Below are 21,903 nucleotides of genomic sequence, written 5' to 3'. Positions count from 1 at the left end.
TTTAAAGTTTAGCACTATTAGCATAACTTTTATACTATTTCACGCCTTTTTAATGGTTTAGTAAAACTCGCAACATTCTTGTAATATTTACGTAATTCCCGATAAATTCTACAAAATTACGTTTTATTCTACATATCAACGTTTTTAACTACTTTACCCATAGTCCCACTCTCTGTTTTGTAATGCTTTTGTAATATTTCTAGAAAACATTTTTAACATAAAAAAAGGTAAGGGAACATTTTCCCCTACCTACAAATAATGTGTAACCATAAACAAAGGTTAATTTCTCTCCAAGTTGACGCTTCTATTGCTTCATGGAACGAAGCGCTTGGATAGAAAGCCGTACTAACAGAATGGCACAGAGAAATAACCCTAAGTATGCTGCTGTATTTAAATAGATCGCATACGTGTCATGAATAAATTGTGAAATGGCTAAAAGTGCTACAGAAATAATGCCAAAGGTAATACCAACGAGAAGTAAGACGAAACGGGAAAATAGATTGGTAATAAAACGAGCATTATCCTCATCTGAAAAAACATCGTGATGTAAGATGATTTTCCCACTTTCTACCCGTTGAATAAGCTGGTCAACTCGTCTTGGCATTTTGCGCAATGTCGGAATAAGCATGGATAATTCTTCTTGCAAACGTTCCTTTGTTGCCGTCGGTTCTTTAAATGGCTTCAGGAAGGATGCCCGCATATATGCGGATGAAAAATCTCTCGCTTCTGTAAAAATATCAAAGCTTGGGTCAGTTACCCGTAGTGTGCCATCCAATGTTACTAAGGAACGCAGTGCTAAACCTACTGCGGGATAGAAAGCAAGACCAAAATCACGAACAACTGTAAATAACGCATGTATCAATTCCTCTGTTGGAATCCGATCCACGTAAGAGATTTTCAAGAGAATTTGATCTATGGCTTGCTCCATTTTTGCACGATCTGCATGGCCCGAATTTTCAACCAATAGTGTTAGGCCATCGTATAAAACACTTGCATCATTTAGCTGAATTCCCATTAAAAATAGCTTTAAGCCCTCTTGTTGTGTAGCTCCTAAACGGCCAACCGCTCCAAAATCAAGCAGTATTGGTGTGCCATCCGTCTCATCAATATGAATATTCCCCGGATGTGGGTCTGCATGGAATATACCAGAAAGCAACATCTGCTCAAAGAAGGAATATAAAACAGTCCGTGCAAACTGCTTACGATCACATTCAAATCGGTTAAATTCAGCTGCAGCATTTGCAACACTTTTTCCTCGAGCATATTCCATGACAATAATATTTTCATTACAATATTCTGTATAGATTTTAGGGATTCGAACTTTATAATCGCTTTTGGCAAGCGCCTTCGTCACCTGCAATGTATTGCGAGCCTCAATATCTAAATGGATTTCCTCGCGTAATCCATCTGCAAATCCTTTTGCAAGCTCTCGAAAACCAAGTGACTCAGCCCATGTAGACTTGTTCGAAAGCCAATTAGCGAATTCCTCCAAAATGTCGAGGTCGTCTCGCATAATCCCCTTCACTTCTGGACGCAGTAGCTTTACCACGACTTCATCAAAATTTTTCAACCGTGCCTTATGTACTTGTCCAATGGATGCTGCCGCAATAGGCTCCATTTGAAAGTTTGCGAATATTTCATTCATAGGCTTCGGAAGTGAATCTTCTAAAATTTGTGTTACCTGTTCTGACGGTAAAGGCTTCACACTATCTTGTAGCCTCTCTAACTCGGCAATAAAGATAGGCGAAAATAGTTCCTTACGAGTAGAAAGTACCTGACCAAATTTAATGAATATCCCACCACATTGCTCCAAAGTTACTCTTAAAGCAATGGCAAGCTCTTTTTCATTTTCACGTTGTCTTGCGTATTTTATCGTTTGAACAACGCCATTTGTCACTGCTATTCTCAATACATGACGCAAGCGCTTTTGTTGTCGCCAGTAGCTTCGAAGGCGCATAAATAAATTTTTTTGCCCATTACGATGATCTGTAGCCCTAATACCGCTTGAATCGAAAAGCTCAAAAACGAGATAGAGCAGCATCGAAATTAGTAGCATGCTACCAATCCAAATAAGTGTGCTGACCTCCGTCACTGTTTGCATCATCGGTTCGTATAAAAAATCTGTATGACGTAAATAGGTATACCAATAAACGAAGGACGTTAGCGTCACACTAATGACTACAGAAAGAACCCTACGTCTGAAATTAATGTTTGAACCAATTAATCGGCCACTGACAAAATAAATAAGTCCTGATACAACAATGATTTGGATTAAAAATTTCAAAAAAATCAACAGCGTCACCTCCGATACTACTTCCTAATACTGCTAGTATAACAAATGTAAGGCTCATCATCATAACGCAGGGGTCACTTCCGTCCCTTAGAAGGCTCTGATTTCCGCTACATGCTACTTGCTTTGTCGCTGTCGCACAGATAAAACAGTTGCTGTCGCTGCGTTAGCACTACGCTTTCGCATGGAAAACATTCGCTCCGTGCAGGGTCTCGTCTGTCTCGCTTTCCCGCGGGAGTCGAGTAGCCCTACGCTACAATCAGTTAAAATCGTCATATTTTACTGTTATCCCCAAAATTTTGTCTATTTGTTTATTTCTTTAGTATTTATCCACTTACAATGATTTTTACTCAGTAATTTTTGTTGATAAAATACCCAAAGGGGTATATAATCCACTTAAAGCAATATTTATCCACAGTTTTATTCATTATCAACACAATAAAAATCTTGATTTATCCACAACATACCCATGTATGTATACTACAAGAAAAGGATGTGCTTACACATGAGTAAAAAATTTTTAGTTGTCGGTGGTGTCGCAGGCGGTGCCTCGACCGCTGCACGTATCCGCCGCCTCGACGAACAGGCAGAGATTATTATGTTTGAAAAAGGACCGAACGTTTCATTTTCCAATTGCTCTTTACCATTTCACCTTAGTGGAATCGTTGATAACAGCGACAAATTAATCTTAATGACACCTCAAGCCTTTCAAACAAAATACAAGATTGAAGCACGTGTTAATCAAGAAGTTTTACATATTAATCGAAAAGATAAAAGCATTACTGTAAAGGATTTAACCACTGTCACTGAGTACGAAGAAAGCTACGATACATTAGTGTTATCTCCTGGCGCAAGTCCAATTGTTCCAAACTTGGACGGAGTTCATTCTTCACACGTTTTTACCGTTCGTAATGTCGTGGATATCGACCGTTTAAACCGGTATATCCAAAGCGATGACATACAAGATATCGCTGTTATTGGTGGCGGATTTATAGGCGTGGAGGTTGCAGAAAATTTACGACTTGCCGGTTTTAATGTCTCACTCGTTGAGTTTAGTCAACAAATCATGACGCCATTTGACTATGATATGGCACAAATATTACACAAAGAAATGATGGATAAAGGAATTAATGTCATCGTCAATGACGGCCTAGCTAAGGTTACGGCAGATTATGTAGAATTGAATTCCGGTAAACAATTGAAAGCACAGGCTGTTGTATTAGCTATTGGCGTTCGTCCCGAAACCTCTTTAGCGAAAGAAGCCGGACTGGCAATAGGCGAACTTGGCGGTATTCAAGTTGATGCTAATTACACAACATCCGATCCTTCTATATACGCTGTGGGCGATGCTATAGAAGTATTCCATCAACTAACCCATAAACAAACTCGCCTGGCACTAGCAGGTCCAGCGCAACGACAAGCACGAGCAGCAGCTAATCATATGTACAATATACCTCAACAAAACAAAGGAGTTATCGGCTCTTCAAGTGTGCAAATTTTCGATTACACGTGTGCCACAACGGGCTTAAATGAAAAAACAGCGCTCGCACACGGCTTCCAAGCAAAAAGCGTGTACTTGATTGCACCAGACAAAGTTGGTTTAATGCCGAATAGTAATCCACTTCATTTTAAACTTGTTTACGAAGTGCCAACTGGGAAGATTCTCGGCGCACAGGCGATCGGAAAAGGCAATACCGACAAACGCATCGACGTTATAGCAACTATGATAACAATGAAAGGCACATTAGAAGACTTGAAAGAGCTAGAGCTATCCTATTCTCCAATGTTTAGCACTGCACGTGACGTTGTTAATTTAGCTGCACTCGTTGCCCAAAACCAGTTATATGGTCATTATAAACAAGTAAAAGTTGACGAAGTTAGAGGTCTCGTTGAAAATAACGCTTATTTCTTAGACGTCCGCGAAATAAATGAATTTGAGAATGGTCATCTCATTCATGCGAATAATATTCCGTTAAGCGAGCTCCGCGAACGTTTGGATGAGATTCCACAAGATAGACCAGTTTACGTACATTGCCGATCTGGCCAACGAAGCTACAATGCTGTAATGACCCTCCAGAACAACGGTTTTTCTAATGTATTTAATGTCGCCGGCTCCTTCCTCGGTATTTGCTTGTATGAATATTTCACAGATGTAACAATTAACAGAGATAAAATTGTCACGGCCTACAATTTTAAATAACACAAAAGGGATGCCACTAGTTTGCAGCATCCCTTTTCTTTTTAATTAGTAGAAAGTACTTTCTCCCAATTTATTGTCCCATTTTTAACTTGATCCCGTTTTTCTTTATTCATAATATCATTTGGACGTCCGCCTTTTGGCCAATCTTTATTATGATTTCCCCATTCAGGTCGATCCTGCGATAAAATAAAGGCTGCTAAATCAGCGGAATCTTGATCTGTCAAAGTACCAGCTGCACCAACTGGCATATTATGTTGAATATAGCCAGCCATTTTCGACATCCTTGCCATACCCGCTCCGTCATTGAATGATTTTTCACCCCATAATGCAGGACCTGTATTAGCACCATTACCTGAGCCATCTGCCGCGTGGCACGCGATACAAGACTGAGCATACACTTCCTCACCGTTCTTAACATCCGGTATAGGAATGTCCTTCATATTACTTGTACCTACCCACTCACGCTCCGCCCCGATAGGTACACCTTCTGAAATATAAGAGAAGTACGAGACCATCGCTTCCAACTCTTTGCTATTCATGTCAAATTTCTTACCGTTCATACTACGAACCATGCAACCATTAATACGCTCCTCAATCGTTACAATATCACCAGAGCGCGCGATATATTGGGGATAATCCGCCATAACACCTACTAGTGACGAAACTCGCTCATCGTAACCTGCCCCCGCATGACAGCTTGTGCAAGACAATTGATTCCCAACATATTCTTCTGCAGCAACATGTGTATTATTGACAAGCTCATAACCATATAATATTGCTTCCTTCATAGGTCCATCCGGCACTTCTTCAATACTTGGTGGCGCATAGACAACTGACTGAGCAGCTGCTGTTGTTTGTACTTTTGTTTGTACAGCGGCTTCTTTGCTTTCTGCATCCCCTAAAATTTTGTCGCTAATGGCTGCTCCTACAAAAAGTGTACCTGCTAACAGCACTGTTCCCGCTACTCCTGCTACTATAGGTTTCATCTATAATACCCCCCTTTGTATAATCACCTATATTTTAGCAAAACAGCATCTTTTTCGATGTGACTTTTCTCACACCACACGCAAATAGAATCATTTTGAGGATAAAATTATGAAATTCGTTGTTCTATAACACATTAAACAAGACTTAATACCTCTTGCAGTATGTACTATTTCCTAAATTTGTAGCCGACGCTTTACTTTCGTACAGTTCAACATTTTCGAATGAATATAAAAATGCCGAGTACAGCATTGTACCCGACATTTTAGCATTCTACTATAATTTACATTCACCACCAACGCAAATAGCTTCACCATCACCTACCATCTTTAACACCGGCCGAATACCTGCTATCTCCGCCGCCTGATGCAATGTTCGTACGAAAACTTCATTTGGTTCTGCCCCTTTAATACCGTAACGATTTTCAAAAACAAAGAACGGAACACTTTCTACACCTAGCTGTTGAGCATCATATCGATCTCTGTCTAAAGCTTCACTGAAGTCAGTTGATGCCAGAATACCCTTTGCTATTTCAACATCTAAGTTTATATTTTCTATGACTTTTAACAAGAACATATCATCGTTTAAGTCTTTTCCCTCCGTAAAATAACCATTCATAAGCTCTTCCGTGTAGACCGACTCTTTACCAAACTGTCGTGTCCATTTTGCTAATCGATGAGCTTTTTCAGTATGCGCTGTTTTCATATCATCAAAATTGTAATGCAATCCAACCTCTTTGGCCCGCTTTGCTATACCCTTAGTAAGTTCCTTCACTTCTTCTATCGAGGAGTCAAATTTTTCAGCCATACCCCCATATACAGTTGGTGCATCTATCTTGGGTGTATCTGGTCCAATTTGATATGCTTTGTATTCAATTTCTACCTGCCCCACATAACCCGCCGAGTCAATGGCGCGTTCCAATTCTCTTTTGCCAATGTAGCAGAACGGACATGTGAAATCCGAGAAAATCTCAATTTTCATTTACTACAGCCTCCTACAATATATCTATCCAAATTTTAATGGCAGTTGCTAAAATGAGCACCGCTAAAATAGTTTGTAAAACTTTTGTGTTTAATTTTTTTCCTGCTTTCGCACCTAGTGGAGCCGCTATTAAACTAGCTACAATCATAATGAAAGCAGGATAATAATCAACTTGTCCCGTCATTAATTTCCCAATTGTACCACCTATTGAGGATATAAAAGTAATAGCAAGGCTTGTAGCGATTGTCATACGCGTCGGTATACCTAGCACTACTAGCATTATAGGTACTAACAAGAAGCCACCAGCTGCCCCAACAATTCCCGATCCAATACCAACAACGAATGCTAATATGGCCGCTATCGGTTTATTGAACGTTACCTCATCCAACGGCTTATCGTCAATTTGTTTCTTAGGAATAAACATCATCACTGCAGCAATCAACGCCAATACACCATAAACGACGTTAACCCCTGCTTCAGATAAAAACTGGGAGCCATAACTACCAACGAAACTTCCTGCTAATATGGCACCCCCCATATAAATAATCAGCGATTTATTTAAATAACCACCTTTACGATATGCCCATACCCCAGCAATAGAGGCAAAAAACACTTGTACAGCACTAATCCCCGATACCTCATGTGCTGAAAATGCTGCAAAACCAAGTAAAGGCGGGATATATAATAACATTGGATATTTTATAATCGATCCGCCAATTCCTAGCATTCCCGATACATACGAACCTACAAAGCCAATCAAAAATATTGTAATAATCCATGCTAAATCCATCTTTTTTCCTTCTTTCTGGTCACTGGCGCCTCAATGGCATTGTCATATCAATTGAAAGGAGGGCTGTTCTAAACTTCTAATAGAAGAGACAACCCTCACCCGTTTTAAGCTTTTTGAATAGAGAATGTAATGACACCAGCGTCTTCAGATTTGTCTAAAATTGTATGACCGCCAGCTTTGGCCCAAGCAGGGATATCCGCAAGAGCCCCCTTATCTGTTACTTGAACCTCTAAAATTTCACCCGAAGTCAATGTATCCATAGCTTTCTTTGTTTTCACTATAGGCATCGGGCAAGATAAGCCCTTTGCATCTAGTTGTAAAGTTGATTTCATATTTTTCTCCTTTGAATCAGCAAAGCTTGTAAGCGATTTTGCCTGTTCCTTTTGTTTTTTCACGACTTTACGAAGGATGAGCGCCTTCGCTTCGCGGTATTTACATGCTATAACCATGCATGCGTACTCATTACATTTAACCATCTTTTATAAACAGACTATCGAACTGCGCAACGATTTGGACCGATTTCCATCTCTGTCTGCTCATCCTGCGTCGGCGTAATCTTACCCATATTTACTTGACGAATTTCTTGATATGCATTTGGCTGCGGAGGCAGATGCTCCGTTACGACACTTCGGAATTCCGCTTCATCTTTAATATTTAAGCCGTGATTTTCGGCAAATAATTGTCCAAGATGCTTCGCTACAGTTCCGTCTTCATTTAGTTCATCAATCATCATAAAATGAGCTGGTAAAACGATCAGATCATCCGATAATTCTCTGTATCGCTTGTAAAGTGTTTCACGCAAATCACCAACCCAATCTTCTGCAAGACCCGCTAAATCAGGGCGTCCAATTGAATCAATGAATAAAATATCACCAGTTAATAAATACTTGTTATCCACAATAAATGATGTTGAACCAATTGTATGACCAGGTGAATAAATCGCTCCTACGTCAATTCGAGAGGCGCCTACTTGGACAGCTGTGCCGTCAAGTAACGGTGTATAATCAAATACAACTTCTTCTGCATCCTTCGGTGGTAAATAATACGTAGCACCAGTAGTTGCAGCTATATGACGCCCACCAGAAATATGATCAGCATGCAAATGTGTATCGAACACATATTTAATGTTTACGTTTTTCTCTTCCGCAAAGCTTGTGAATGCTTCAGTAAAACGAACAGCGTCAATAATCGCCACTTCACCTTCAGAGATGACCATATAAGAAAGGCAGCCCTTCCCTAAACGTACAAATTGATAAAGCTCACCACCACCCGTTAAATCTCCAACTTTAATCGGCTCTAAATATTCACTCCACGTTTTCATTCCACCAGCTAAATAAGCAACCGTACGACCCGCTTCTGATAACATCTCAGCTATCATCAGTGATGACCCTTCTTTCGCACAAACGACTAACACATCTTTATTAGCCGGAATCTCCGGTAAAATATCCTCCACGCCATCTAGTAGCTCAAAATACGGAATATTAAGGTATTCAAATTTACGGCCATCAATTTTCCAATCTTCGAATGCATCCGCATTTCGAACATCTAAAATAAATAATTCTTCATTATTAATTACTTTTTTCGCTACTTCTGCTGCACTCCATTTTAAAACTGACACTTTGATTACCCCCTGAGGTATTATTTTGTTGTTTTTTTAGCGGAAAGGATTGTCCTCTCCGCCTATATAGTGAGTCATTTATATTAATTAGAACGTTAATGACGGTGCTGCATCTTTTGCAAACTCTAAGAACGTCACAGCTCCCCCAACTTCAATGCCTTCAATAAAGTCATCTGTCGTTAAACCCATTACATCCATAGTCATTTGACACGCGATCAACTTAACACCTAATTCCTGCGCCATTTCCACTAATTGCGGAATTGCGGGTACATTAGCTTTAGCAAACCCTTCTGCAAAATGCTCCGCTCCCGCAGGCATAGGTAATGCATGCATTCCTTGCTTATGGATTAAATTTAATCCTTCGAATGTAAAGAAGATCGCTACTTCTTTCTCTGTAGCTGCCGCTGCCGTTGCAATATTGAACACCTTATATGCATCGAAAAGACCACCGTTACTTGCAATTATCGCTACTTTATTTGACATAATAAATTCCTCCTAAATATGTTTTGTTAAATGTCCCATCCAGGAAGTCATCCCTGGTAGAACGTTAAATACTTTTGTAAAACCATGTGCCGCCATCTTTTTAGCAGCTAAATCACTGCGCTTCCCAGTTCGACAAACGACATAAATTTCTTGCTCTTTATCAAGTTCAGAAAGGCGTCCCTCTAGCTCACCCATCGGAATTGACTTTGCTCCCTCGATATGACCAAAAGCAAACTCTGCCTCCTCGCGAACATCGAGAATAAGTCCTTCTCTTGCCATTGCCTCTTTTAACTCAATTGTATATTCAAAAGTTTGCTCATCTATCGTGTCGTCTGAGCATTTACGAATATAATGTTTAAGCACACTTTCTTCTTCCACTGTCCCAATATATTGATGACCCACAGATTCAGCCCACGCAGCAATATCCGCCTTCGAACCCTTATCTGTTGCTGATACTTCTAAAATTTGACCATCTACTAAATCAGCCATCGCCTTTTTCGTTTTAACAATTGGCATAGGACAAGAAAGCTCCTTGGCATCCAGCTGAAAATCTACCTTAATACTCATAACATCCTCCCTCATACCTGTATAGGTATTATTTTAGATCAAATATACCTCGGCATAATTGCGTCCAGAATCGGCTTTGTGCATGCACAAAGAACTCCTTTCCGATTCCGTGACATCCGCCGGAGGCTTTAGCCAACACGACGTTGGTAACTCAGTCGTTGCCACAGGACGTGGCGTTCTTAGACTGAGTTCCTATATTTCAGCGGGTCGCTGAAAGAAGTTAAAAAAATATAGCGGGTGCATCCTCTTATTTTACTTCACCATTCCAAGCAAGCATGCCACCAACCATATTACATACATCGAAGCCTTGACTTTCTAAAAACTGAGTAGCACTACCACTACGACCACCTGATCGACAGACCATAACATATGGTTCATTTTTATTTAGCTCATGCATACGAAATTCAAGTAAGCCAAGCGGGATATGAATAATGCCAGGAATGTGTCCTGACTCCACTTCATCTACTTCACGTACGTCGATTAAATTTATTGCCTGCCCTTGCTCTACAGCTTGTTGTACTTCCATTACTGAAATTTCCTTCATACTATTCTCCTCCTAATACGCGCTCATGCCTCCACGGACATTTGTCACACGCTCAAACCCTTGTTTCTTCAGCTGTTTACATGCCCGACTACTGCGCATGCCACTTTGGCAAATGACAACGATCTCTTTGTCCTTCGGTAACTTTTCAAAGCTAGAACCGAGCGGAACATTTTTGAACTGCGGAATATTTCGCCCCTTATATTCGGCTGGTGTCCGCACATCAACAAAAACTTTATCCTTATCATTTAGAATATTTTTCAATTGCGCCGCCGAAATTGACTGCACCCCTTTCGTTGGCTTCATTCGCCAAACAAAAAATGCTATAACAACAGCAAGTATAATCCATGTTTCCAAGTAATATCGCCTCCAACTTAATACTATTAAGGGTATATAAAATCTATCTACTTTTAACGACTAAATCCATTGCTTCTTGGATAGCGTTATTCATTTTCCCCGCATCCCCTTCAGCAGTCGTTACACACTCCAATAAATTTTCACTAACGATTACTCCAATAGTTCGATCAACCGCAGAACGCACGGCAGATAGCTGTGTAATCACATCTTTACAGTTTTTTTCTTCTTCCATCATGCGTAAAACACCACGCAATTGACCTTCTATTCGCTTTACTCGATTAGCTGTTTTTGCATCGTAAGCCATACTGTTCACGCCTCCTTTCAAAACGATTGATTGAACTCGCTTACGAGATTCATGATATACCCCATTAGGTATATTGTCAACATGAAAGCTCTAATTTTTTCTTAAACGTCATTTCCATGTTATACCCCTTATGTATCAACGTTTTACCCCGTTAATCTCAAGTAGTTATCTACATCTCCCTTTAATTTTCATAAAAAAAAGCGAGAAATTCGACGATGCTATCATCGAATTTCTCGCTTTTTTAAACTTTAAATTATTTCTTTTTAATCGTAATTGTCCAAGCCGCATCGCCAACTTGCTCATACTCCGTTACCTCGTGCCCTTCTTCAGCTGCCCAACGAGGAATGGATTCTGTACCTTGCGTACAATCAAATTGCACTTCTAATTCATCGCCTGAATTTAAGCCTTTGATCGCTTCTTTTGCCTCTACTAAAGGAAATGGACAAACCATTCCCATAACTTCTAATATTTTTTTCATATGAAAGCACTCCTTTTTTATGCGGGTATTATTTCTGTAGCTTGCTTAGCTTTTTTACTTGGTCGAACGAATACAAAGTAAGATGCAGTCCATGTACCTAAAATCATAAACCCTAATGAGATCCATCCTTGCCAAGTCATCATCGCTGTCATCACCAATCCATTACCAATTGAGCATCCTCCTGCTAAACCTGCACCGAACCCCATCATAAGTCCACCACATAAGCTGTTAATCGCCGTTTTTGTATCTGGAATACGAAATCTAAATTCGCCACTCATTTTTGCTGCGAATAATGATCCTAAGAAAATACCTAGCACTAGGAAAACACCCCAGTTGATGAAGCTAATTTGTCCTGTCACCAAAAACTGCAAAATATTAGCAGAAGGTGTTGTAACGCCTAACCCACCTATGCGTCCAGTAGCAACACTTAACGGCCACGCTAAAGTTGCAATCACACCAATAAGTGTTGCAGTTATAAATGGATGCCAACGTTTTTCAAATAAAATATGTGCTAATCCCGTTTTTTTCGGCTTTAACCCTGGGATTTTCACTCGTGGCTTCTTTAGCTCACGGTAAATGATAAATGTAACGACTACTACAAAAATCGTAATAATCAACCAGTTATTTACGCCAATTGTCTCGGCAATAGAATTACTTTCAATTTTCGTTTCTTTAATAGCCGTATCCATCGGCAACAATACGCCTGATTTCATCATTGCTGCTACAAGCATATAACCAGCTAATGCAATCCAGCTGCCAAGTAAACCTTCTCCTGCCCGATACCAAGTACCTGTTGCACAACCACCTGCGAAAATAATGCCAATTCCAAAAATAAACGAACCAACAATAACAGCTACGATCGGTAGCGAACCAGCACTGAATTCAAATACCTTTAAACTAATTAAGGTATATACACCCACACTTTGGATTGCTATTGCAATAAGTAATGCGTAAAACATACGGTTATCTTTTGTTAAATACATATCGCGGAATCCGCCAGTTAAGCAAAAACGACCACGTTGCATAACAAATCCAAGTAAAGCTCCGCAAATAAGTCCCGTAATAACCATTTGAACCATCCGTCATTCCCCTTCCAATACCTTAGTATTCTTATAGGGTATAATACCACTTGTTTTACTATGAATTCAATTACTTTTTTTTTACTATTTTAAATACAATGACTTTTTTCATATTTGCGCAACAAAAACCCCTTGCTACAAGTGCAGAAAACTGCTTCTTATAACAAGGGGTCAGATCGTTATTTATTTGGCTAACTGCATTGCTGGACCAAAGAATTCATAATGAATTTTTTCGTCTTTCACGCCAATCTCATGTAAATTTTCAATGATTGCTTCCATAAAGCCAACCGGTCCACATACGTAAACATCTGCATTATCGGCTACTTTTTCGGCTAACAATTCTTTTGAGACTTTCTTATTTTCATCCGAATAAAACGCTGTGTATGTTGCATTTGGTAGCACATTTACTTTCTTTTTGATGTCATCGCTAAATGCTACAACTTTTTCATTGCGCGCACACTGGATAAAGCTCACTTCGTTTGTCGCATCATCTGTTAGTGATTGCAGCATACTATTCAATGGTGTTACACCGATACCACCGCTTATAAACGTAATAGGAGTAGAAGTTTCTTCTAAGACAAATAGCCCTGCTGGAACACTTACATCCACTAAATCTCCCACTTCTAATACGTCATGAATAAAGTTAGATACTTTACCATTTGGCGTATGATCACTTTCACGTTTCACTGAAATACGGTAGCCGTCTTCTGCACTTGCTTGCGAAAGCGTATACTGACGGTTCATTAAATACTGTTCGCCTGGTACTTTCACACGGATACTGATATATTGACCCGGCTCATAAGCTGGTAGAGACGAACCGTCTTCATTTTCAAAGTAGATAGATGTAACAAGATCACTTTCTACTACTTTTTTCGCCACTTTCAGTTGTTTAAATAAGCGCCAACCGCCATTACGCTCAGCTTTTTGATATAGCTCTTCTTCTACTTGAATGAAGATATCTGCAATGACGCCATATGCTTCAGCCCAAGCATTAATAATATCATCTGTTGCTGCATCACCAAGCACTTCTTTAATAGCTTTTAATAAGTTTTCTCCAACAATTGGATAGTGCTCAGGTAAAATACCTAAACTACGGTGTTTATGAGCAATTAACATCACCGCTGGTAAAATAGCTTCTAAATTTTCAATATGAACCGCAGCAGCATAGACTGTGTTTGCTAATGCTGTTTGCTGGCGACCTTTTTCTTGGTTTGTATGGTTGAAAATATTTAATAATTCCGGATGAGCTTGAAACATATTTTTGTAAAACGTTTTAGTAATCTCCACTCCATGAACTTCTAATACAGGAACTGTCGCTTTAATAATTTGTACTGTTTCTTGTTTTAACATATCGCATACCATCCTTTCGTGATTACAATATAACGCTATCAATTCCTTAAAGCAATATGTAAAATACATCTTTAACAAAATGGACATAATTAATGCATTTTAAATACATCTTTAAAAAAGTATTGAATTTATTATACTTCAATGTAAAAATGCTATAATTATTTTGAACTATAGAAAGTAGGGTGTTCTTATGCGCTTAACTTTATACACCGATTATTCTCTTCGAACACTCATTTATTTGGGTGCAAAGGATGAAGGCCAATTATCAACTATCCAAGAAATTTCTGACGCTTACAATATATCGAAAAACCATTTAATGAAGGTGACACATCAACTTGGATTATTGGGCTATATTGAAACGATTCGAGGACGAGGTGGAGGAATTCGCCTAGCGATTGATCCAAAAACCATTACAATTGGAGAAATCGTGCGTCATACAGAAGAGGATTTTCATCTTGTCGAATGCTTTGACAAAGAAAATAATCTATGCAAAATTGCACCAGAATGTCAGCTGAAAGGCGTATTATATGAAGCATTACAAGCTTATTTATCAGTCTTAGATCGCTATACGCTTGATGATTTTTTACATTCAAAAGAAAAGTTGATGGCACTGTTGCTTGGCGAATAAAAATACCCGCACAACTCAAGTTGGACGGGTATTTCTTATGTCTATATTGTTTTACAATGCCCTTGAAAAGAAAATCATATCTAGTGCACGAATTCCATTTTCATAGATTGGCTCTGGATAATTACTGAAAAAATCTTTTTCAATTGCTTCCATACGAAAGCCTGCTTTTTGATAGAATGCAATATTATCAATACTAGAATTCGCAGTTCCAACTATTATCGTTTGATACCCTTGTGTTTGACAAATTGTAGTTATTTGACGAAGCGCTTCTTTTCCAAGCCCTTTACCTTGATACTTCGGTACGATCGCAATATTTTTTAATTCTATTGTCTTATCAGATTGTTCTAGAAGTAACGCCACACCCGCTAACTGCTCGCCACATTTAATCTCAAATAATTCACCGTCATTTAAATATTTCCGAACAGCTTCTTCACTTTCATCGGCCAATAACAATTGTGGTAAATAGTCTTCTCTCGCACCTTCCACTTTCTTTAAAGATGTACGATATTGGACAAAATCTTCGCGCTCAAAAACATTTAAAACACAAGGCTGCTTTTCCTTGACCTCTAACCATGAATGCTCCTTCGGAAAATCATTTTCAACTCCGAGTCGAATAAAAGGCAATTTTTCCTGTGCCTTTTGTGAGCGAATATTGACCTTTCGAGCTCCTGCAAAAACATACTTTAACCCTAACTCAAAAAATGCAATATCTAAAATGGCAATTTTAGATTGAAGATTATAGCCTTTACCCCAAAATTCATAGCCTAGCCATGAGCCAATATGACAGCTCTTTTTATTGTGATCAATAAACATTAACGCCGTTACACCAATCAGTTGCCCTTCCTCATCTAAGATAACACGAGGAACTGTCTTTCCTGCCTCTTCGTCCACACACTCACGTTTAATAAAATTAATCGTATCTTCCACTTTTCCAGCAGGTAACCCTAGTGCATCTCGAACCTGTGGCATGGAAGACAGTGCATGCATTGCTTCAGCATATTTTATAGCGTGTCTCACTAAAGTTACGGCCATATTCTATTCTCCTTTTAATATGATCTCGCCTTACGCATTGGATTTTTGTATCATCCTCTAATGGCTTAAAGCTTATTCCTAAATTTAATTATATGTTAGTTGCCAAGATACACCGAAACGATCCTGAATCCAGGCAAATTTCTTTGAGAACCCATAATTATCTAGCGGCATTAACGCCTGTCCACCCTCTAAAATTTGAGCAACCAGACTGTCGATTTCATCTATAGACTCACATTCCACAAAGATAGAGGTTGACGGTGTAAATGTAAAGTTATGTTGTATCACACTATCATTCACCATTATTTTCAAACCTTTTAAATGAAGGACAGCCATTGCAACCTGTTGTGAGTCTTCCATATAAGTTAAGCTTTCTACTTGTAACTCTGAAAACCATTGTTGATATTGCTGGATAGCTTCATTGGCTTGTCCTTGAAACATTAAAAACGTAGTGGCACTTTTCATTTATTTAACTCCCCTTCATATTTTGTAATCCATTGTGCTGGTGTCATTTTCGAAACAAGCTCTCCTATTAATTCATACGGAATATTTTTAGTGTTTGTAAAACGAATACAGCTTTTCCCCATATTAAGCTTTGTCGGAACTCGTTTCGCATATTCCTCTTGGAACCACGAGAGTAACGCTTGATCTGCATAAATGCCCATATGATAAACCGCAATATGACGTTTTTGTGCAGCAAGACTTATAAAGGGTAAAGGAGTATTCGGTGTACAATGGTAGCCCTTCGGATAAGTAGATAACGGGACAACATAGCTTATCATGTCATAATTCATATTTTCTTCAAAACCCTCTGGTAAATTGCTTTCTACGACATCTACAAGTTTAGCAAAACCTTCCTGCCATTTTTTATCTACTTGCTCAATATAAGTGTTTTTCATACTCTGTCCCCTTTTCAACATAGTATTGGTGTATATCTTTATAGAAGACTCATTCCATAACGTAGAATTGATTCCGTTCCGGCTGGGCGCTTTCCTAGGGGGCGTTCGATGAGCCGCTTCACTCGCTTTGCTCGCTCCAGGGTCTCATCTGTAACGCTAATCCCCGAGGAGTCGCCCAGCCTCCACTCCAATCTACTTATATGTATGAAATACGTTTTACAAAATGTCATCTCAAACTTCCGATGATGGATCAATTTATTAGAAATGATTTGTATGGCAAATTACCATAACGCTGAATTGATTTCATATGTGTAATAAATATCATCCCTAATTTTTAATAATGAGCCAATAGCCAATTAGAAGACATTGATTTCCGTTTTAATCGCTAAGCTACGAGCTAGGCTAATCATAGGATTGCCAATTAGCACGAATATAGCATCATTTAAAATAATCAATAAAACCTCTTTGTTATTTATGCTTTACCTTCTGCTTTTGCTTTTCGGTATAATTCCTTTGTTTTGTAGCCTAGTCTAATAATTTCACGCATCTCCTCCAAGCGCGCTACCTGCGTCTCTTCCTTTTTCGCACTATAAATATATCGGGCCCAATCTTTTTGATAGCCCGGTGTTAATCCATCATAAAATGTTAAATCATCCGTATTTTCCGCAAGTGAATCACGCAATTGAGGAATCATGCCCTCATAGTCGCTTACGCATTGACTACTCGCTGTCTTCTTCTTGCCACGGCTTTTGCCATCTCTTTTTATGCTTAATATTGAAAATGTCTCATCTAAAGACATAAGACTCGCAAATTTATAATCACTGCCAACAATGTATCTTTCATCGTCTACTTGAATAGCCGGGAAGATTTCATCGCGATGAATAAACTGTTCATACTTCTTATTCCCCTTTTTCGGATACACAAAAAATAAATAGCCTTGCTCCACGAGAGTGTTTAACTTTATTTCATTTTGTAAGTACGTTACCATTTCATCAATAGTAAATACAAAGGTAATGATTCGATCATGAGGTGTATTCCCCGATTGGGGTATTCCCTCTAGCAACATATCCTGCGGCTGATTATGAATAACAATGGACAATTCATCTTTAAGTTTAAATTTCTTTTGCATAGTTTTGACACCTCTTTTAAAGATCAATTCAATTTTCTCTTAGTTTTGATAGTATAGCTGATTTAATGAAAAATTCGTACAAAAAAAACGCTCAAATTTTCTCGAGCGTTTCGTTTACATTGAAATAAGCTATTTTATTTTGGTAGTCGCTACTATACCTTTAATTATCGGAATGGCTGTTCCAATTATCACTATCGGCAGGAACCACCAGCCAAGATTCTCTACCTCACCAAGTGCAATGCGTACCATTTGGAAGGATATAGCTGCAAATAAAATGAGACAAAGGTTTTTCACTTCATTTAATATTTTTCGGCTATTCAAATAAAAAGCCTCAACATTACTTTCATTTAAGCGTGCTGGGTAATTATGCGTATGCGGAACCCTTTCGAGGAACCCTAGAAAAATCCATAGAAGTAGTCCAATAAACGGAAGGATAAATAATTCTATTTTGGAACCCCAGCGATCAACTTCTCCTGCTCCGTTAAAATGTCCTGGAATCTCCTCAGGTAGGTTGCCCCACATAGCCAAAATATAAAGGATGGACAGTACAAATAATCCACCACCGATATAGTCCAAAATTTTTTCATATGATGTTTTCGGCAATTTCAAAACAGGTCTATACATCTTCCCACATCCTTGCTTATCCCTTTACCATTTCTACGTTACTACAGTTCATTTAGTTTCAAATTTGCGCAAATTGTCTTAATTGTTTGCGATATATACATAACTATCCGCTTCCACTAACAGTAAAACGGCACTTTATTCTACCTTTTTTATCATTTTATCTACAACTTACGTCCTTACTCTTCTTATTCAATATAGTAGAAATTCTCATAATACTTTGTAAAATTAATATAATCTGATATAAATGGTATATACATATTTCATTTTTTTGTAACATTTCTACTAAATTACTGAGAAAGGAAACGACAACTATGCGATTTACTATCTATAAAAAGTTAACACTCGGTTTTTTTATTGTAATTTTAGTATTGATTGGCACCATCGGATTAAATTTTAAACAGCTTAATTCCGTAAACAAGACATATCGCGTGTTACTTGAAGAACAAACAACAAAATCTATTAGTATACAAGAGCTCCGCGCAATTGCTAAACAGGAAATTGTAAATATGAGAGGCTATCTATTACTTGGAGACAAGCAAAATTTTCAAAGTAATACGGCGTCCCGTGAAGAATTTAAAAAGAAATATGATGAATTAATGGCATCGTTCGATTCTCAAAAATCAATCGAATTATTAGAGGCAATCAATAAAAGCGAGCAAGATGTCCAACAGTTCGCAGATCGCATGTTTTCATTAAAGGCCGATGGAGAAACAGAACAATATGTAAAGCTTGATAGCACACAGGGCCGCCTAATTATTAAACAATTCGACGAACGTGTAGCTAACCTTGCAAACTATCAAGATGAATATATAAAAGAAAAAATCGCTGCTACATCAAAAGAAATACAATCTATTAAATTCCAAATGATTATTCTCGGCGTGTTTGCCGTTGTCATTAGTCTGATAATTGCTATGATCATGGGAAGCCTTATTTCCCGCCCTATCAGGGGAATGGCAAAGACCGCGAAAAAGATTGCTGGGGGCGATTTAACAGCTGAGCAAATTCAAATTAAGAATCGTGATGAAGTAGGCGATTTAGCACTTGCCTTTAATCAAATGGCGGCAAACTTAAAGGATCTTATTACAAATGTACGTCATAACACTGTACAAGTAAGTGGTTCTGCAGCTGAGCTAACAGCAAGTGCTGAACAAACTATTCAAGCGACAGAACAAATCACTTCCTCTATACAAGAAGTAGCAAGCGGCTCCGAAGCTCAAGGTAAAAATGCTACTGAAAGTTCGGTAGCTATGAAAACTATGACAAAAGGCATTCAACAATTGGCTGTGACTACAGCTGCTGTTTCAGAGCTTGCTATAGAGACAAATACGGAAGCGAATAAAGGAAATGAATCACTTCACCGTGTTATTACACAGATGGACACCATCAATTCAGCGGTTTTAGAATCTGCTGGCGTTGTGAAAGATTTAGAAAACCATTCTGTTGAAATCGGAAATATTATTAGCCTCATTACAGATATTGCAGAGCAAACAAATTTACTAGCATTGAATGCTGCAATTGAGGCAGCACGTGCAGGAGATCATGGTCGAGGCTTTGCAGTAGTTGCGAATGAAGTAAAAAAATTAGCGGAGCAATCCAAGCGATCTGCTGAACAAATTTCAACTTTGATTTCAGAAATCCAACAGAATACACACCACGCCGTAGCTGTTATGGATACTGGTACACAAGAGGTTCAAGTAGGTATGCAAGTTGTCAAAGTAGCGGAGGAAGGCTTCTCAAAAATCGTTGAACTGACTGAGCATGTATCCAAACAAATTCAAGAAGCAACGACAGTTTCAGAGGAAATGTCATCAAGCGCTGAGCAAATTTACGCATCCTTTGATGAAATTGCAACAATCGCACAGATGTCTTCTTCCAATCTACAAAATGTAGCTTCTGCTTCCGAGGAACAGCTAGCAACTATTGAAGAAGTGGCCGCTTCCGCTGCTACACTATCAAACATGGCCGAGGAATTACAAACACAGGTTTCACGCTTTAAGGTTGAATAAAAATGATAAGAGTAGACACTCAGTAATGATTAACACAGCAACCCTTAAACCAGATTTATTAACGAATTAATAATATTAATTTCAAGATTATCAAAATCAAGACTTGTTGATTTTCAAACATATTTAGATATCTTTTTCATTGACTAATTAACTTTTTAATAAAAAGATCCTCCAAAACTGTATTTGTATACAATTTGGGAGGATCTTTATTTTTTCTCCCAGCTGCCTAGGATCTTCTTTTTAAAAACGAAAAAAATATAGCTAATATGAAAAGAACAAATGGTGTTAGTCCAATATATTTAAAAGAATTTTTTGCTCCTAATAAAAAATAAAACGCTAAAGGCAAAAATGTAATTGTACTTATCAGCATATAAACCCAAGACTTTTTTTAAATACCTACTATTAATGTGACACCAGAAATGAAAAAAGAGAGCTGCCAAAGGAACAAAATTGTGTTAGACTCTGCCATATAATCTTCTCCTTTTTATCATCGTCCTATATGAAAATTGGACTTTGATTATCCCTAAATGGTAACTATCGATGTCATTCATTTATATGTACAGGATTCTTCAATTTATGAAAGATTCCCAGCACGGGAATCTAATCAATTAAAGCCTCTTCCTTGTACTTTTCATTTAACACACTTAACATCTTAATTATTGCCGTCTCCTCACTCGGTACTTGTAAGGACGCAAGCTCACGTACTTTATGTTCCCCTACACAAACGCTTTCTTTTGCCTTTGCAAACATGGACGCATCATTCGAATCATTACCAAATGCGATAAATTCACCTTCAGCGATACCTAACTTCGTTAAACCATTCCATTTATTTATGCCACTCGGGCTCATATCTACAATATTTTCAGATGTATGTTCATATAACGAGATTGGTAGTTTTTTTAGTTTGCCTACTATTTCATTACGTTGCTCTCCAGGGAATAATACAACTTTCACTATATCCTTCAACTCTTGCAACGAAACGTTTTTCGCAAGTTTTAATGGATCTAAATTTTGATAAATTGGGTGTGTCTCACTACCTGTATATGCATAATCCCAATCACCGTCTATTAAATACGGCAATCCAAATGCTGAAATAATGTTTTGAATCTCTTCTATAATTTTTGCTTCAAATGCTGTTACCTCAATAGTTTCTCCGTTCTGTGCAACAAATGCACCATTTCCCCCTACCATTGAAAATTTTCGCATTGTCTCAGGTAATACTGGTAGTAAATCACGAATCGGACGAGCGGATGCAAAAATGATTTCATGTCCGTTTTCGATGCAAGCTTCTAAAGCATTAGTAACTCCCTCACTTAATGGTTGACCCTTAAAGCAAATCGTACCGTCTAAATCAAATACAAATTTCATTGTCACGCCCTCTTTCTAAACTATTAATTACCCATTTATTATCTCATAAATATTTACATTTATTGTAGAAATAATAATGATTATTATAATAACGCGGGGTTGATTTCCGTTACGGCTGGGCGCTTTGTTGCTGCCGCTTCGCTTTCGCACAGTTAAAACATTTGTTGCTGCCGCTTCGCTTTCGCACAGTTAAAACAT

The 21,903-nt window shown here is 38.3% G+C and carries 23 protein-coding genes; 3 read left to right on the top strand and 20 right to left on the bottom strand.

The window, feature by feature from the left end; all coding sequences use genetic code 11:
- Positions 1–304: 304 nt before the first annotated feature.
- Positions 305–2,293: an ABC1 kinase family protein gene (locus tag AC3WSK_RS15770; protein ID WP_492414542.1), complete on the bottom strand. Its 1,989-nt coding sequence runs from the start codon at positions 2,291–2,293 to the stop codon at positions 305–307.
- A gap of 502 nt (positions 2,294–2,795) precedes the next feature.
- Between AC3WSK_RS15770 and AC3WSK_RS15765 the strand changes: the two genes are divergently transcribed.
- Positions 2,796–4,490 carry an FAD-dependent oxidoreductase gene (locus AC3WSK_RS15765; RefSeq protein ID WP_492414541.1) on the top strand — a complete coding sequence of 565 codons (1,695 nt, stop codon included), beginning with the start codon at positions 2,796–2,798 and terminating at the stop codon, positions 4,488–4,490.
- A 41-nt stretch (positions 4,491–4,531) separates the two neighbouring features.
- Here AC3WSK_RS15765 and AC3WSK_RS15760 read toward each other — a convergent pair whose 3' ends face one another.
- The 13 genes from AC3WSK_RS15760 to hmpA all read right to left on the bottom strand — a co-directional run bounded on the left by AC3WSK_RS15760 (position 4,532) and on the right by hmpA (position 14,022).
- Entirely contained in the window at positions 4,532–5,476 is a 945-nt protein-coding gene (locus AC3WSK_RS15760) for a c-type cytochrome (RefSeq protein WP_427483410.1), read from the bottom strand.
- 274 nt (positions 5,477–5,750) lie between these two features.
- Positions 5,751–6,455, bottom strand: a complete 705-nt coding sequence (locus AC3WSK_RS15755) for a DsbA family oxidoreductase (protein ID WP_079562219.1) — start codon at positions 6,453–6,455, stop codon at positions 5,751–5,753.
- Positions 6,456–6,468: 13 nt separating this feature from the next.
- Positions 6,469–7,245 (bottom strand): sulfite exporter TauE/SafE family protein, encoded by a 777-nt coding sequence (locus tag AC3WSK_RS15750; protein WP_079562218.1) that lies wholly within the window; start codon positions 7,243–7,245, stop codon positions 6,469–6,471.
- Positions 7,246–7,349: 104 nt separating this feature from the next.
- Positions 7,350–7,577, bottom strand: coding sequence for a sulfurtransferase TusA family protein (locus tag AC3WSK_RS15745; protein ID WP_079562231.1), 228 nt, complete (start codon positions 7,575–7,577; stop codon positions 7,350–7,352).
- 158 nt (positions 7,578–7,735) lie between these two features.
- Complete coding sequence (locus tag AC3WSK_RS15740; protein ID WP_079562217.1) at positions 7,736–8,863, bottom strand: MBL fold metallo-hydrolase; 1,128 nt, start codon at positions 8,861–8,863, stop codon at positions 7,736–7,738.
- 87 nt (positions 8,864–8,950) lie between these two features.
- Positions 8,951–9,346, bottom strand: a complete 396-nt coding sequence (locus tag AC3WSK_RS15735) for a DsrE/DsrF/DrsH-like family protein (protein ID WP_079562216.1) — start codon at positions 9,344–9,346, stop codon at positions 8,951–8,953.
- A 12-nt stretch (positions 9,347–9,358) separates the two neighbouring features.
- Positions 9,359–9,913, bottom strand: a complete 555-nt coding sequence (locus AC3WSK_RS15730; protein WP_492414540.1) for a sulfurtransferase TusA family protein — start codon at positions 9,911–9,913, stop codon at positions 9,359–9,361.
- Positions 9,914–10,160: 247 nt separating this feature from the next.
- Complete coding sequence (locus AC3WSK_RS15725) at positions 10,161–10,457, bottom strand: rhodanese-like domain-containing protein (protein WP_079562214.1); 297 nt, start codon at positions 10,455–10,457, stop codon at positions 10,161–10,163.
- Positions 10,458–10,469: 12 nt separating this feature from the next.
- On the bottom strand, positions 10,470–10,811 hold the full coding sequence (locus AC3WSK_RS15720; RefSeq protein ID WP_079562213.1) for a rhodanese-like domain-containing protein: 342 nt from the start codon (positions 10,809–10,811) through the stop codon (positions 10,470–10,472).
- A gap of 43 nt (positions 10,812–10,854) precedes the next feature.
- Positions 10,855–11,115, bottom strand: coding sequence for a metal-sensitive transcriptional regulator (locus tag AC3WSK_RS15715; RefSeq protein ID WP_349659363.1), 261 nt, complete (start codon positions 11,113–11,115; stop codon positions 10,855–10,857).
- A gap of 253 nt (positions 11,116–11,368) precedes the next feature.
- Positions 11,369–11,593 (bottom strand): sulfurtransferase TusA family protein, encoded by a 225-nt coding sequence (locus AC3WSK_RS15710; protein WP_079562211.1) that lies wholly within the window; start codon positions 11,591–11,593, stop codon positions 11,369–11,371.
- 17 nt (positions 11,594–11,610) lie between these two features.
- Positions 11,611–12,672 (bottom strand): YeeE/YedE thiosulfate transporter family protein, encoded by a 1,062-nt coding sequence (locus tag AC3WSK_RS15705; RefSeq protein WP_427483402.1) that lies wholly within the window; start codon positions 12,670–12,672, stop codon positions 11,611–11,613.
- Between the two features lie 183 nt (positions 12,673–12,855).
- Entirely contained in the window at positions 12,856–14,022 is a 1,167-nt protein-coding gene (hmpA, locus tag AC3WSK_RS15700) for an NO-inducible flavohemoprotein (protein WP_079562209.1), read from the bottom strand.
- Positions 14,023–14,212: 190 nt separating this feature from the next.
- Between hmpA and AC3WSK_RS15695 the strand changes: the two genes are divergently transcribed.
- Positions 14,213–14,650: an Rrf2 family transcriptional regulator gene (locus AC3WSK_RS15695; protein WP_079562208.1), complete on the top strand. Its 438-nt coding sequence runs from the start codon at positions 14,213–14,215 to the stop codon at positions 14,648–14,650.
- 51 nt (positions 14,651–14,701) lie between these two features.
- Here AC3WSK_RS15695 and AC3WSK_RS15690 read toward each other — a convergent pair whose 3' ends face one another.
- The 5 genes from AC3WSK_RS15690 to AC3WSK_RS15670 all read right to left on the bottom strand — a co-directional run bounded on the left by AC3WSK_RS15690 (position 14,702) and on the right by AC3WSK_RS15670 (position 18,331).
- Positions 14,702–15,682, bottom strand: a complete 981-nt coding sequence (locus tag AC3WSK_RS15690; RefSeq protein WP_492414539.1) for a GNAT family N-acetyltransferase — start codon at positions 15,680–15,682, stop codon at positions 14,702–14,704.
- 84 nt (positions 15,683–15,766) lie between these two features.
- Positions 15,767–16,144, bottom strand: coding sequence for a VOC family protein (locus tag AC3WSK_RS15685; protein ID WP_197143839.1), 378 nt, complete (start codon positions 16,142–16,144; stop codon positions 15,767–15,769).
- Positions 16,141–16,578 (bottom strand): DUF1801 domain-containing protein, encoded by a 438-nt coding sequence (locus AC3WSK_RS15680; RefSeq protein WP_427483397.1) that lies wholly within the window; start codon positions 16,576–16,578, stop codon positions 16,141–16,143. The genes AC3WSK_RS15685 and AC3WSK_RS15680 overlap by 4 nt, the downstream gene beginning before the upstream one ends.
- Positions 16,579–17,050: 472 nt before the next feature.
- Positions 17,051–17,707, bottom strand: a complete 657-nt coding sequence (locus tag AC3WSK_RS15675) for a YdeI/OmpD-associated family protein (protein ID WP_492414538.1) — start codon at positions 17,705–17,707, stop codon at positions 17,051–17,053.
- A 129-nt stretch (positions 17,708–17,836) separates the two neighbouring features.
- Positions 17,837–18,331, bottom strand: coding sequence for a DUF1648 domain-containing protein (locus AC3WSK_RS15670; protein ID WP_427483393.1), 495 nt, complete (start codon positions 18,329–18,331; stop codon positions 17,837–17,839).
- 311 nt (positions 18,332–18,642) lie between these two features.
- On the opposite strand from AC3WSK_RS15670, the gene AC3WSK_RS15665 reads away from it, so the two are divergent.
- Positions 18,643–20,337, top strand: a complete 1,695-nt coding sequence (locus AC3WSK_RS15665) for a methyl-accepting chemotaxis protein (protein WP_427483392.1) — start codon at positions 18,643–18,645, stop codon at positions 20,335–20,337.
- A 600-nt stretch (positions 20,338–20,937) separates the two neighbouring features.
- On the opposite strand, the gene AC3WSK_RS15660 is transcribed toward AC3WSK_RS15665, so the two are convergent.
- Complete coding sequence (locus tag AC3WSK_RS15660) at positions 20,938–21,705, bottom strand: HAD-IIB family hydrolase (protein ID WP_492414537.1); 768 nt, start codon at positions 21,703–21,705, stop codon at positions 20,938–20,940.
- Positions 21,706–21,903: the final 198 nt, after the last annotated feature.

Source organism: Lysinibacillus sp. EB271-A1-10B (assembly GCF_058791335.1).
Note: the sequence above shows the minus strand (reverse complement) of the source record. Positions and strands in the feature narration are given on the sequence as shown.

Coding starts and splice junctions, on each gene's coding strand:
- AC3WSK_RS15765 (WP_492414541.1), top strand. CDS start 2,796: ATGAGTAAAAAATTTTTAGTTGTCGGTGGTGTCGCAGGCGGTGCCTCG.
- AC3WSK_RS15760 (WP_427483410.1), bottom strand. CDS start 5,476: ATGAAACCTATAGTAGCAGGAGTAGCGGGAACAGTGCTGTTAGCAGGT.
- AC3WSK_RS15755 (WP_079562219.1), bottom strand. CDS start 6,455: ATGAAAATTGAGATTTTCTCGGATTTCACATGTCCGTTCTGCTACATT.
- AC3WSK_RS15750 (WP_079562218.1), bottom strand. CDS start 7,245: ATGGATTTAGCATGGATTATTACAATATTTTTGATTGGCTTTGTAGGT.
- AC3WSK_RS15745 (WP_079562231.1), bottom strand. CDS start 7,577: ATGAAATCAACTTTACAACTAGATGCAAAGGGCTTATCTTGCCCGATG.
- AC3WSK_RS15735 (WP_079562216.1), bottom strand. CDS start 9,346: ATGTCAAATAAAGTAGCGATAATTGCAAGTAACGGTGGTCTTTTCGAT.
- AC3WSK_RS15730 (WP_492414540.1), bottom strand. CDS start 9,913: ATGAGTATTAAGGTAGATTTTCAGCTGGATGCCAAGGAGCTTTCTTGT.
- AC3WSK_RS15725 (WP_079562214.1), bottom strand. CDS start 10,457: ATGAAGGAAATTTCAGTAATGGAAGTACAACAAGCTGTAGAGCAAGGG.
- AC3WSK_RS15715 (WP_349659363.1), bottom strand. CDS start 11,115: ATGGCTTACGATGCAAAAACAGCTAATCGAGTAAAGCGAATAGAAGGT.
- AC3WSK_RS15710 (WP_079562211.1), bottom strand. CDS start 11,593: ATGAAAAAAATATTAGAAGTTATGGGAATGGTTTGTCCATTTCCTTTA.
- AC3WSK_RS15705 (WP_427483402.1), bottom strand. CDS start 12,672: ATGGTTCAAATGGTTATTACGGGACTTATTTGCGGAGCTTTACTTGGA.
- hmpA (WP_079562209.1), bottom strand. CDS start 14,022: ATGTTAAAACAAGAAACAGTACAAATTATTAAAGCGACAGTTCCTGTA.
- AC3WSK_RS15695 (WP_079562208.1), top strand. CDS start 14,213: ATGCGCTTAACTTTATACACCGATTATTCTCTTCGAACACTCATTTAT.
- AC3WSK_RS15690 (WP_492414539.1), bottom strand. CDS start 15,682: ATGGCCGTAACTTTAGTGAGACACGCTATAAAATATGCTGAAGCAATG.
- AC3WSK_RS15685 (WP_197143839.1), bottom strand. CDS start 16,144: ATGAAAAGTGCCACTACGTTTTTAATGTTTCAAGGACAAGCCAATGAA.
- AC3WSK_RS15680 (WP_427483397.1), bottom strand. CDS start 16,578: ATGAAAAACACTTATATTGAGCAAGTAGATAAAAAATGGCAGGAAGGT.
- AC3WSK_RS15675 (WP_492414538.1), bottom strand. CDS start 17,707: ATGCAAAAGAAATTTAAACTTAAAGATGAATTGTCCATTGTTATTCAT.
- AC3WSK_RS15670 (WP_427483393.1), bottom strand. CDS start 18,331: ATGTATAGACCTGTTTTGAAATTGCCGAAAACATCATATGAAAAAATT.
- AC3WSK_RS15665 (WP_427483392.1), top strand. CDS start 18,643: ATGCGATTTACTATCTATAAAAAGTTAACACTCGGTTTTTTTATTGTA.
- AC3WSK_RS15660 (WP_492414537.1), bottom strand. CDS start 21,705: ATGAAATTTGTATTTGATTTAGACGGTACGATTTGCTTTAAGGGTCAA.